This is a genomic window from Pantoea sp. SGAir0215 (assembly GCF_043543215.1).
The window spans coordinates 3,707,177-3,719,652 of record NZ_CP028031.1; the positions used below are offsets into that span (position 1 = coordinate 3,707,177).

Below are 12,476 nucleotides of genomic sequence, written 5' to 3' on the forward strand. Positions count from 1 at the left end.
CTGTATATGCGTGCTTTAGTAATGAGAAAAACCGTGCTGCTTTCCCTGCTGCTGCTGGTTTTGCTGGCGATGGCGCTGATTGTCTGGTCCGTGATGACCCGTAACGATCACCGTACCAATGATGCCTGGGTCAATGCCGATTACACCCTTGTTGCGCCCAAAGTGTCGGGGTACATCGCCAGCGTCAGGGTGAAAGATAACCAGCAGGTTGCCGCCGGTGAACTCCTGGCGACGCTGGACGATCGCGATTACAAAGTGGCACTGGAAAGCGCGGAGGCCGCATTGCAGGTCAGTGAAGCCAAACTGTTGAGCAGCAAAGCACAGCTGGAGCAGCAGCAGTCGGTCATTGATGAACAGAAGGCCAGCGTTTCCGCCAGTCAGGCTTCGGCGCAGTATGCCGGACAGAGTGCCGAACGCTATAACCGTCTCTATCAGCGCGGCACCGTTGCCGCTGACGAGCAGCAAAAAGCCAGCTCGGCACAGCGCTCTGCCAGCGCCGCGGTGCGTCAGAGTGAAGCCGCGCTCGCTTCTGCGATTAAGCAGGTTGGCGTGCTGCAGGCAGCCGTCCGATCCGCCGAAGCGGATGTTGCTGCCGCCCGAGCCAGCGTCGATCAGGCACGTCTTAATCTGTCTTACACCCGCATTGTGGCCCCGGTGGCCGGCATGGTGGGACAGCGCGCAGTGCGCCTGGGCGCCTATGTTTCCGCCGGTACCCGTTTGCTGGCGGTGGTGCCGTTACAACAAACCTATATCACCGCGAATTATCTGGAAACGCAGTTGCAGGATGTGCGTCCGGGTCAACCCGTCCGCATCAGGGTAGATGCTTTGCCTGACCAGATTTTTACCGGTCACGTCGACAGTATTGCCCCCGCGACAGGCGCGACATTTGCGGCGATTGCTCCCGATAATGCGACCGGCAACTACACGAAAGTGGTTCAGCGATTACCGGTTAAAATTGTCCTGGACCAGAACCAGAAAAACCTGGCGCAACTCCGCGTGGGCATGTCGGCAGTGCCGGACATTGACGTTCGATAAAAATGTGAACAAACTCTCAGAACCAAACTATTTATTTTCGGTCTGAATACGCGTAGATTAGCCCCGATCCTGTTCTGAGTTATTCAGTTCGTACGGGAGATCGTTGACCGTAAATCTGAACGGCGACCTTATCCTTTCTGTCCGCGTTGCGCTGGATGGGATCGCCAATATCGTAACCGCTCAGAGGAGTTCGCTTGTGAAATATGCGCTGATGGGAATTTCTTTCTTTGTACTACTTTGGGTCGGCACCTTTGTGCTGATGCTGTAGTCTCTGCAGGCATTCCACAGGGGCGACAGGTGGTCGCCCCAATGGGATGTTAAATCTGTTCTTCCATACTTTTCACGCTGCCCGGCAAAATGCCGTCGGCGCGAAACATCGCCTTAATGCCTCTTACCGCCTGTCGGATACGATCGCTGTTTTCAATCAGTGCAAAACGGACGTGCGTATCGCCATAATCACCGAAGCCCACGCCGGGTGAAACGCATACTTTCGCTTCCTGCAGCATGTGCTTGGCAAATTCCAGCGAGCCCAGATGCGCATAATGATCCGGAATCTTTGCCCAGACGTACATCGATGCTTTGGGAATATCCACCATCCAGCCCGCTTCATGCAGCCCTTTCACCAGCACGTCGCGGCGACGTTTATACTGTTCGGCAATATCGCGCACGCACTGCTGATCCCCTTCCAGGGCCGCAATCGCCGCGACCTGTAAGGGCGTAAAGGTGCCGTAATCGTGATAGCTCTTGATTCGGGCTAAGGCGGCGACCAGCTCTTTGTTGCCCACCATAAAACCTATGCGCCAGCCGGCCATGTTATAGCTTTTTGACAGGGTGAAAAATTCGACGGCCACATCCCGTGCGCCAGGCACCTGCATAATGGACGGCGCTTTCCAGCCATCATAGACGATATCGGCATAGGCCAAATCGTGAATGACCAGCACGTTGTACTGTTTGGCCAGCGCGATGACGCGCTCAAAAAAGTCCAGCTCTACGCACTGAGAAGTGGGATTCGACGGGAAACCCAGCACCATCATTTTAGGTTTGGGATAGCTCTCGCGAATAGCACGCTCCAGCTCATTGAAGAAATCAATGCCCTCCACCAGCGGGACGGAGCGCACCTGAGCGCCTGCGATAACGGCCCCATAGATATGAATGGGATAGCTGGGATTCGGCACCAGCACCGTGTCGCCATGGTCAAGCGTGGCCAGCATCAGGTGAGCCAGACCTTCTTTGGAACCAATGGTGACTATCGCTTCCGATTCGGGATCAATATCTACCTGATAACGCTCCTGATACCAGCGTGAAATAGCACGCCGCAGGCGAGGAATACCGCGCGATGTGGAATAGCCGTGCGTATCTTCACGTTGAGCCACCTGGCACAGTTTTTCGACAATGTGCGGCGGCGTCGCGCCATCGGGATTACCCATTGAAAGGTCGATGATATCTTCGCCGCGCCGACGCGCAGCCATCTTCAGTTCAGCGGTAATGTTAAAGACGTAAGGGGGCAGGCGTTCAATACGCGAGAAACGACGAGTGGTGCTGTTATCAGCCATGGTATCCTCTGGAAACGTTAGCGCCCGGACCGTCCGAGCGACGCTGGTCACTGTGGTGACCTCAACAAGAACATAACGCGCTAATAACAACTTTGTCGAGAGGAGCAGAAAATTTTTTATTTTCCCGGATTGAGCCGCTCGAGCAGCCAGTCATTCACCCAGCGGTCATTCAGCAGATAATTATTTTGCAGCGTCCGTTTCAGCAGAAAGCCGTTTTTTTCCAGAATTCGCCGGGAAGCCCAGTTTCCTTCCACCACCAGCGCCCGGAGTTTGAGAAAATCGGCGTCGAACAAACACGCACACAGCGCTTCCAGCGCTTCACTGCCAAACCCCTGACCACAGTGGCGATGCAGCAGCATATATCCCACCTCCGCCTGACGGGCGGGCTGCCATTCAGGCGTACAACCCAATAACCCGATGGCTTCCCCGCTGTCGCGCCGCCTGATGACCAGGCATAACATGTGAAAACTGCCGGGTTGCCAGGGTGCCAGACGCTGACGAAACCGCTCACGGATATCATCTTCATCGGGAATGTCACTTACCCAGCGCATAGTATCGCGATCTTCATGTACCGCACGAAACAGCTGCCAGTCTACAGGCTGCAAAGAGGTTAACGTCAAACGCGAGGTAGTCAGATGCATACATCACTCCGGGCGATAACACGTAATAAAGTCACCGGGCCTGACCACAGTGGACCGGGCCGCACTGGCAGCGGAAAAACGTTCCTCTTAAATGAGCTCAACATTTCCTCTTTTTCAGCTTTTGAATAAATTGATCTAAAACATGAACTGCCCGGCTGGCTGTCAGGCACGCTGGCACAACATCATCACATTTTTTATCATAACCTTCTTTGACCTCGCTGAAGAGTCGCCTGTGACTTCACACTTTACTATGCTTCTGGCCGTCTTTGACCGTGCGGCGCTGATGCTGATTTGCCTGTTTTTTCTGACGCGAACCCCACCTTTTCGTCAGATCCTGCAGAAAGATGAGCATACGGCGCTGGAAAAAGCGGCCGTGATTGCCATTTTTTCACTGTTTGCACTTTTCAGTACCTGGTCAGGGGTCAATGTCGACGGTTCATTGCTCAACGTACGGGTGATCGCCGTGATGGCTGGCGGTATTTTGTTTGGTCCCTGGGTTGGCATTACCACCGGTGTGATTGCCGGTCTGCACCGCTTCCTGATAGATATTCATGGTGTGACGTCAGTGCCCTGCCTGATGACCAGCATCATCGCCGGCATTGTCGCCGGTGCCATTCATCGCCGGGTGCAGCGCGAACGGCGCTGGCTGGTAGGGATTCTGGGCGGCATGTTTTGCGAAAGTCTGACCATGCTGCTTATCGTGTTGTGGGCCACGCCCACCGCGCTCGGGCTGACCATTGTTTCTGAAATTGCCCTGCCGATGATTCTGGGCGCCGCCAGCATTGGCTTAATCGTGTTGCTGGTGCAGAGCGTGGAAGGTGAAAAAGAGGCTATTGCGGCACGTCAGGCAAAACTGGCGCTGGATATCGCTAACCAGACCCTGCCGCTGTTCCGTCAGGTCAACAGCGATTCCCTGCGCCGTGTCTGTGACATCATTAGACGGGAAATCAAGGCCGATGCCGTCGCGATGACCAACAAGCAGAAGATTTTGGCCTATGTTGGCTACGGTGAACACAATTACCAGCATGGTGACGACGGGATCAGCCCGACGACGGCGCAGGCGATGCACAGTGGGAAGATCATCATCAAAAACAATGACGAAGCCCACCGGACGAAAGATATTCACTCCATGATCGTCATCCCCTTGTGGGAAAAAGGCAAGGTGACCGGCACGCTGAAGATTTATTACCGTCGTGCGCACCGCATCACCGGCTCGCTGAAAGAGATGGCGGTAGGCCTGTCCCAGATTATTTCGACGCAGCTGGAAGTCTCGCGTACGGAGCAACTGCGCGAAATGGCCAATAAAGCGGAACTGCGTGCCCTGCAGAGCAAAATTAATCCGCATTTCCTGTTCAATGCGCTGAATGCCATTTCGTCATCTATCCGGCTCAATCCCGATACGGCGCGCCAGTTGGTCATCAACTTATCGCGCTATCTGCGCTACAACCTCGAACTGAATGACGATGAGCTTATCGATATCAAGAAAGAACTCTGGCAGGTAAAAGATTATATAGCGATTGAGCAGGCGCGCTTTGGCGATAAGTTAACCATGATTTATGACATTGACGAGGATTTGCATTTTTCCCTGCCCAGCCTGCTGATTCAGCCGTTGGTGGAGAATGCTATTGTTCATGGCATTCAGCCCTGTAAAGGTAAAGGTGTGGTGACGTTAAGTGTGCGAGACCTGGGCGACCGCGTGCGCATCGCCGTGCGTGATACCGGTAAAGGGATCAGTGACGAGGTGATTGATCGTGTGGCTCGCAACGAAATGCCCGGCAATAAAATTGGCCTGTTAAATGTCCATCACCGGGTGAAGTTACTCTCGGGCGAAGGGCTGCACATTGCGCGTCATCAGCCCGGCACCGAAATCGCGTTTACACTGAGCAAAACCGGGCAGTTACTGGTGGGGAACCTTGCATGAAAGCCATCATCGTCGAGGACGAATTTCTGGCCCAGCAAGAGCTGAGCTGGATGATTCAGCAACACAGTAAGATTGAGATAGCGGCCTGCTTTGATGACGGTCTGGATGTCCTCAAATATCTGCAGCAGCATCGGGTTGATGTGATCTTTCTCGACATCAATATTCCCTCTCTGGATGGCATGTTACTGGCAAAGAGTATTCATCAGTTTGTTCATAAGCCCCTGATTGTGTTTATCACGGCCTGGAAAGAGCATGCCGTGGAAGCCTTTGAACTGGAAGCGTTTGACTATATTCTGAAACCGTATCATGAATCCCGTATCGTCACGATGCTGAACAAGCTGGATGCCACCTGGCAGCAACAGCACGCGCCCACTCAGACGCCAATGGCGCAGAGCGTACTGACCGTGAATCTGACCAAAGATGAACGCATTATCGTGACCGACGTGAATGACATTTACTACGTTGAGGCGCACGAGAAGTTAACCTTCGTCTATACCCGCCGTGAAGCCTATGTGATGTCGATGACAATGACGGAATTCTGCTCACGCCTGCCCGAACACCTGTTCTTTCGCTGCCACCGGTCCTACTGCGTCAACCTCAACAAAATCCGGGAAATCGAACCCTGGTTTAACAATACCTATCTGCTGAAGTTGCGGGATATGGAAGTACAGGTACCGGTCAGCCGCAGCAAAGTAAAAGCGTTTCGGCTACTGATGCGGTTGTGAGAGGGAAAGGCGGCTCTGCCCTTGCGTCGGGCAGGACAGAGCCTGCAAACTAGAGAATACGGCCCAGCGTCTGGCGCAGGTGCGCACCGGCACCCAACAGCCCGGGTTGGTCATGCGTGATCATATAAACCGGGATATCGGCAACATAGTCACGGAAGCGCCCTTTGTCTTCAAAAGCGGCACGAAAACCCGAGGCTTTGAAGAACTCCAGGAAACGCGGCACGATCCCGCCCGCGATGTAAACGCCACCGAAGGTCCCGAGGTTCAGCGCCAGATTACCGCCAAAACGTCCCATGATGACGCAGAACAGCGATAAGGCACGACGGCAGTCGGTGCAGCTGTCCGCCAGGGCGCGCTCACTGACTTCGCGTGGCTTCAGATTCTCCGGCTCACGCTTATCGACTTTTACAATCGCACGGTAGAGATTGACCAGACCAGCGCCTGACAACACACGTTCTGCTGAAACATGACCTAATTCTTCCCTTAAGACTTCCAGAATTTGATCTTCTTCTTCGCTGTTAGCGGCAAAATCAACATGTCCCCCTTCACCGGGTAAACTGACCCAGCGCTGATCGACGTGTACCAGATGGCTGACGCCGAGGCCGGTTCCCGCACCGTAAATCGCGATCGGTTTATCCTTCACCGCCGATTTACCGCCAAACTGGATGACATGCTCTTCGCCGAGCATAGGAATCGCCATGGAGACAGCGGTGAAATCGTTAATAATTTCCAGGTGTTCAAAACCGATGTTCGCCTTCAACTTTTTAGTCGAGAAGGCCCAGTCGTGGTTGGTCATTTCAACCCAGTCATCGGTAATCGGGCAGGCAATGGCGATACAGCCGTCTTTAATATCCTGCTTTTGTTCATCAAGATAATGGCGGATGACGGCTTCGAGGCTGTCGTAGTCTGATGTTGCGAATGTTTTGGTCTGGGAGATGCTGCCGCTTTCCACCTCACACAAAGCGAGGCGGGCATTGGTGCCGCCGACATCGCCGACCAAGGCATAAGTTGTCATTCTTCTGGTGCTCCGCTTGGGGGTCTTAAAGAGTTGGAGGACACTATAAAATCCTGCCGATAAAACAACAACGCCCACCGAAGCTTGAGGTGAGCGTCTGACTCGTGTGTGCAACAGCCTAACCGCGTTAGTCTGGCCTGCACAGAGGCAACTTTCCGAATCTCATCCGCCGTTGCGCTGGCTCAGACAGGCTGAGACTTTACGTAACAGGGGCGGCAGGTCATCTTTTTGCATCACGACTTCAATAAACGACAGTCTGTGTTGTTGTGTCAGTTGCGCCATCAGTGCGGTCAGTTGCACGGTTTCACTGATGCGCCAGCTTTGTGCCTGACAGTGTAAACTGAATGCCTGCGGCAGCGCTGTCCAGTTCCACTGGGCAATATCATTATAACGCTGGTCTGCGCCATGAATGGCCCGCTCCACAGTATAGCCTTCATTATTGAGCAGAAAAATGATTGGATGCTGATCATCCCGCAGCATTGAGCCGAGTTCCTGAATGGTCAACTGTGCCGAACCATCGCCAATGATCAGGATGACGCGCTGTGACGGGCGTGCCGTCTGGGCACCAAACGCGGCTGGCAGAGTATAACCGATGGATCCCCATAACGGCTGTACCAGCAGCTGCGCCCCGGCAGGCAGGCGCAGCGCCGCCGCGCCAAACGCCGCGGTGCCTTGATCCGCCAGAATAATATCGCCGGGCTGAATAAAAGACTGCATGGCCTGCCAAAAGGCAGACTGGCTGATGATGGCCGCGTCAGGGACAGGCGCCGCCGGTTTCACTGGCCCGGCGGACTGCCAGCCTGCGCCATAGCGTTCGAACAACGGCAGTAATGTCTGCAACGCATCGGCCATCGACAACGGGGCAAACGTCTGTCCCGCGACGCTGGCGCTGTGTGGCTGCACGTCGATCAGCCGATCGGGGCGAAATTGCTGAGTGAATCCAGCGGTAATCGTATCCGTAAAGCGCACGCCGACGCAGAGCGTGACGTCTGCCTCTTCAATTTGCTGGCGTACCCGGCCTTCACTGCCCTCACCTGCGTAAGTGCCCACAAACCCCGGCTGCTGCTCATCCAGCACGCCTTTGCCCATCAGCAGTGTGGCGCACGGAAAAGCACGCCCGGCACGTAACGCAGCCAGCGCCGGTTGCTGTTGCCAGCGCTGCGCCAGGAAATCGGCCAGGAGTGAGACGCGTTGCGCCGGTGCCAGTAACCGCTCGGCGGCCTGGCGAAACGCGCTGCGCAGGGATTCGGGTGACGAAGCCGACGATACCAGGGGATGAACGGGCGCAGCGGTTTCGGCCTGGGCAACATCGACAGGCAACAGCAGATAGCCCGGACGATGTTGCTGGATCACGCTGCACAAAACCCGGTCAATTTCGGCGGTGGCATTCTCAGCGGTCAGTTGCGCGGTGGCGACGTTAACCTCTTTTGCCATGCGGATGAAATGGCCAAAATCGCCATCCCCTAAGGTGTGGTGCACGCAGTCTCCCTGCTGCATCGCCTGGCTCGACGGCGCGCCCACGATATGAATCACGGGCACGTACTCTGCGAAGCTGCCTGCCAGACCGTTGATTGCGCTGAGCTCCCCTACGCCAAAGGTGGTCAGCAACGCCGCCATACCCGAACAGCGTCCATAGCCATCCGCAGCGTAAGCGGCATTCAGCTCATTGGCACATCCCACCCAACTTATTGTCGGATGCGCAATCACCCGATCCAGAAACTGCAGATTAAAGTCACCCGGTACGCCGAACAGATGTCGAATACCGCACGCCTGCAAACGCGCCAACAGATAATCACCAACCGTATAAGAGGACATAGCGAATTCCTTTAGGGGAGTGTTTTGATAAGTATCTGACATGGCGTTAATTTAGCGAACAGTGCCTGTCATTTCGCCAACGGATTACATGGCAAGCAAGCGTTACGACCGTGGATTATTCGGCAGATATGCGATCTGACACGGATTAATCCTGAGTGTAACCGTATACACTCCCACTGTTTTGGCACATTTAATCGTTTTCACTCAGGACTTTTCTATGACAGCTTTTCCTCGCCCCGACAGGTATCAGCATATGCAATGGCGTCGAAGTGGACGCAGTGGACTGAAGCTTCCTGCGATTTCACTGGGCCTGTGGCATAACTTTGGTGACAGCACCCAATTAGCGACCAGCCGGCAGTTGCTGCGCCATGCGTTTGACTGCGGCATCACCCATTTTGACCTGGCGAATAACTACGGTCCGCCGCCCGGTTCCGCAGAAAGCAATTTTGGTCGCATTATGCGCGACGATTTTCAGGCGCATCGCGACGAGCTGATTATTTCGACCAAGGCCGGTTATACCATGTGGGAAGGCCCTTACGGCGACTGGGGTTCGCGCAAGTATCTGGTCGCGAGTCTGGACCAGAGCCTGCGTCGAATGGGCCTGGATTACGTTGACATCTTTTACCATCACCGTCCCGATCCGGAAACGCCGCTGGAAGAAACCATGCGGGCGCTGGATCACGTTGTCCGTCAGGGCAAGGCGCTGTATGCCGCCATTTCCAACTATCCGGCAGAGCGGGCTGCTGAAGCGATGACGATTCTGCGCGATCTGGGGACACCCTGCCTGATTCATCAGCCCCGCTACTCCCTGTTTGAACGCACACCGGAACAGGGCTTATTGCAGACGCTGGATGAGCATGGCACAGGCTGTATCGCATTTTCGCCCCTCGCGGGTGGTGTGCTGACCGATCGCTATCTGAAGGGTATTCCCTCCGATTCCCGCGTCGCCAGCGGCAGTAAGTTCCTGAATGAAAATCAGCTGACGGAAGAGAAAATGGCCAGGGTGCGTAAGCTGAACGATCTGGCAGAACAGCGTGGGCAGAAACTGGCGCAAATGGCGTTAACGTGGGTGCTGCGCGATCCGCGCATTACCTCCGTGCTGATCGGGGCCAGTAAAACGGCACAAATTGACGACGCGGTGCAGATGCTGACCCAGTCACCGCTCTCGACAGACGAACTCGCCGCCATTGAGGCGATACTGGCCTGATACGGGTTGCCCGCGTACGCGGGCGGCTGTGCCAGAAAACTCTCAAAGCCCTGTTTTTCGCGTATTTTCAGACAACATGTGCAGGCTTCTTTGTGCAATACCGTCAGAATGACGTGACAGCAGTAATCATAAGCTGCTGCAGGAGAAGATAATGATACGTGGAGTATGCTTTGCTGCTTTCATAGCAGTGTTAACGCCGCTGGCGATGCACACAGCACAAGCCTCGGGAAATGAGATACGCCTGGCTCCAGGCGTCACGCTGCATCTGGGCGACCGGGACCGCCGGGGTTATTACTGGGATGGCGACCGCTGGCGTGAACCGCGCTGGTTTAACGATAGCTACGCTTATAAGGAAAGACGCTGGTGGCGGCATGATGCCTGGCGACGTCATCAGGAAGCGGAACGGGAACGTCGCTGGCACGCGCGTGAACGGCAACGCCAGTGGGAACATGAACGACGCCACTGGCGTCATGCGCACCCTGAGCCGCATCGCTACCGCTAACCGTCCTCTGCCGGCCTGCGTGCCGGCAGACAACCTGCGGTTACTCCTCGCGGCTTTTAACCCGGGCGAGCGCAAAGCCATCCCAGCCTTTTTCGCCCACGGTCTGAATCGCGGTCGCCTCCAGTCGGGGATCGCTGGCCAGCAGCCGCAGACACTCACGTACGCCCTGCACGTTGCCGTCGGTAGAACCGGCATCAATCACGGCACCTCCGCGAACAATGTTATCGACGATAATGAGACTGCCGGGCCGGGAGAGCCGAATGGCCCAGCGAAGATAGCCGGGATTATTTTTTTTGTCCGCATCAATAAAAATGAGATCAAAGGGAGCCTGCAGATGCGGCAGGACGTCCAGCGCCGCCCCCACATGCAGCCTAACCCGTTCGGACAGGCCAGCCTGATGAATATTTTCGCGGGCAACCTGCGCATGGCGGGGATCGGCTTCTATCGTGGTGATGGTTCCCCCCTCGCCCAGCGCCTGCGCCATCCAGATCGTGCTGTAGCCGCCGAGTGTGCCGATTTCGAGCACACGTGAGGCATTCTGAATGCTGATTAACAGCGCCAGCATTTTACCTTGCATCGCCGAAACATCATGAGCTGGCAGCCCGGCCTGACTGTTTGCCTGGAGGGCCGCGCTGAGGTGGTTATCGGGCGGCGCTAACAACTGTGAAAAATAATCGTCAACGGCGGCCCATTTCACATGGTCGTCTGAAGGGTAATCTGGCGTGCGCATGATGTCACTCCTGACTCGGGAAGAGAGTGACATTATAAACTGTGGCATTCAGCGCTTAAAGCCGTGCCCGATCGCTGCCGGGTAAGGCTACATGCCCATGGCCTGTCCGACGAGCAGGTAAATATTCAGGCTGACCACCAGCACCACAATGATTCGACCGGTGTTCTGCATCAGACGACTGTTTACCAGGGCTTCGCCCATCAGCTCACGGTTCCCCGTAAAGACCAGCAAAGGGATCAGCGCCAGTGCAATACCAAAGCTCAGCAGGACCTGGCTCATCACCAGCACACGCGTGGGATCCCAGCCCGCCCAGATCACGATAAATGACGGCACCATGGTGACGGCACGACGGACCCAGAGAGGGATATGGAAATTGATAAAGCCCTGCATTACCACCTGGCCCGCCAGCGTACCCACCACGGTGGAGGATAACCCCGCCGCGACCAGGCTCAGGCCGAATACCGTCGCGGCAGCATGACCGAGCAAGGGCTGCAAGGTGGTGTAAGCCTGATCGAGTTCCGCAATACCGCTGTGGCCGCTAAAGTGAAAAGCCGCAGCGGCCGTGGCCATCATCGCCAGATTAACAAAACCGGCGATGGTCATCGCGATCGCCACATCCAGCTTAGTGGAAGAGTAACGTTGCGCCTGGCTGTCGCGGCTTTTTCCCTGCGTTAAGGCAGAATGCAGGTAGATGACGTGCGGCATAATGGTTGCACCCAGCACACCGGCCGCCAGGAAAACCGCATCGGCATTCGGCAGTGAAGGCAGCGCCATGCCCGTCACCAGTTCGCTGACTTTTGGCTGGGAGAAAAACAGTTCAACAATATAAGCGGCCGCAACAAACAGGAGTAATCCGCCGATCACCAGCTCCAGCGGCTTTTGCCCGCGGTTTTGCAGCATCAAAATCAGAACGGTGGCCACACCGGTAAGGACCGCGCCCTGCATCAGTGAGACGCCCAGCAGCAGTTTGAATCCCAGAGCCGCGCCAATAAACTCCGCCAGATCGGTCGCCATCGCGATGATCTCTGCCTGCACCCAGTAAAACCACACGGCCGGACGCGGGAACCGATCGCGAATGTGTTCCGCCAGATTCTTGCCCGTGGCAATACCGAGCTTTGCTGACATCAGCTGGATAAGCATGGCCATAATGTTGGCCCACACCACCACCCACAGCAACTGGTAGCCATACGCGGCACCGGCCTGAATATTGGTCGCGAAGTTGCCCGGATCGATATAGCCGATCGCGGCGATAAAGGCAGGCCCCAGTAAAGCGAGTTTGATTTTTCTGGCGCCACGCGCTGCGCGTTCTGCGGCACGGCTTTCTAGCATATC

11 protein-coding genes and 1 pseudogene are annotated in these 12,476 nt (G+C 55.6%); 6 read left to right on the forward strand and 6 right to left on the reverse strand.

What is annotated here, in order from left to right; all coding sequences use genetic code 11:
* Positions 1–6: 6 nt before the first annotated feature.
* Together C1N64_RS17275 and ypdK are read left to right on the forward strand one after the other, a co-directional pair.
* A complete protein-coding gene (locus tag C1N64_RS17275; protein ID WP_006120361.1) occupies positions 7–1,035 on the forward strand; it encodes an HlyD family secretion protein in 1,029 nt (342 codons plus the stop codon).
* Positions 1,036–1,231: 196 nt separating this feature from the next.
* Complete coding sequence (gene ypdK / locus C1N64_RS17280; protein WP_006120362.1) at positions 1,232–1,303, forward strand: membrane protein YpdK; 72 nt, start codon at positions 1,232–1,234, stop codon at positions 1,301–1,303.
* Between the two features lie 49 nt (positions 1,304–1,352).
* Here ypdK and alaC read toward each other — a convergent pair whose 3' ends face one another.
* Together alaC and C1N64_RS17290 are read right to left on the reverse strand one after the other, a co-directional pair.
* The gene (gene alaC, locus C1N64_RS17285; protein ID WP_006120363.1) at positions 1,353–2,588 is read right to left on the reverse strand and encodes an alanine transaminase; all 1,236 of its coding nucleotides are present in this window, start codon (positions 2,586–2,588) and stop codon (positions 1,353–1,355) included.
* Positions 2,589–2,704: 116 nt separating this feature from the next.
* Entirely contained in the window at positions 2,705–3,229 is a 525-nt protein-coding gene (locus tag C1N64_RS17290) for a GNAT family N-acetyltransferase (RefSeq protein WP_394515032.1), read from the reverse strand.
* Between the two features lie 250 nt (positions 3,230–3,479).
* On the opposite strand from C1N64_RS17290, the gene C1N64_RS17295 reads away from it, so the two are divergent.
* Together C1N64_RS17295 and C1N64_RS17300 are read left to right on the forward strand one after the other, a co-directional pair.
* Positions 3,480–5,150, forward strand: coding sequence for a sensor histidine kinase (locus tag C1N64_RS17295; RefSeq protein WP_039340149.1), 1,671 nt, complete (start codon positions 3,480–3,482; stop codon positions 5,148–5,150).
* A complete protein-coding gene (locus tag C1N64_RS17300; protein ID WP_054687347.1) occupies positions 5,147–5,875 on the forward strand; it encodes a LytR/AlgR family response regulator transcription factor in 729 nt (242 codons plus the stop codon). Before C1N64_RS17295 ends, C1N64_RS17300 begins: the two co-directional genes overlap by 4 nt.
* A 49-nt stretch (positions 5,876–5,924) precedes the next feature.
* On the opposite strand, the gene glk is transcribed toward C1N64_RS17300, so the two are convergent.
* Both glk and C1N64_RS17310 read right to left on the reverse strand, forming a co-directional pair.
* Positions 5,925–6,890 carry a glucokinase gene (gene glk / locus C1N64_RS17305; protein ID WP_394515033.1) on the reverse strand — a complete coding sequence of 322 codons (966 nt, stop codon included), beginning with the start codon at positions 6,888–6,890 and terminating at the stop codon, positions 5,925–5,927.
* 162 nt (positions 6,891–7,052) lie between these two features.
* Complete coding sequence (locus C1N64_RS17310) at positions 7,053–8,705, reverse strand: thiamine pyrophosphate-binding protein (RefSeq protein ID WP_205953400.1); 1,653 nt, start codon at positions 8,703–8,705, stop codon at positions 7,053–7,055.
* A 217-nt stretch (positions 8,706–8,922) separates the two neighbouring features.
* Here C1N64_RS17310 and mgrA point away from each other — a divergent pair, with 217 nt between their 5' ends.
* Positions 8,923–9,912 (forward strand): L-glyceraldehyde 3-phosphate reductase, encoded by a 990-nt coding sequence (gene mgrA, locus C1N64_RS17315; protein ID WP_205950617.1) that lies wholly within the window; start codon positions 8,923–8,925, stop codon positions 9,910–9,912.
* Positions 9,913–10,063: 151 nt separating this feature from the next.
* A complete protein-coding gene (locus C1N64_RS17320; protein ID WP_394515034.1) occupies positions 10,064–10,414 on the forward strand; it encodes a DUF2502 domain-containing protein in 351 nt (116 codons plus the stop codon).
* A gap of 40 nt (positions 10,415–10,454) precedes the next feature.
* Here the strand turns inward: C1N64_RS17320 and C1N64_RS17325 are convergent, their stop codons facing one another.
* Complete coding sequence (locus C1N64_RS17325; protein WP_282498053.1) at positions 10,455–11,144, reverse strand: O-methyltransferase; 690 nt, start codon at positions 11,142–11,144, stop codon at positions 10,455–10,457.
* 87 nt (positions 11,145–11,231) lie between these two features.
* Positions 11,232–12,476: pseudogene (locus C1N64_RS17330) on the reverse strand (Nramp family divalent metal transporter); the annotation flags it as partial.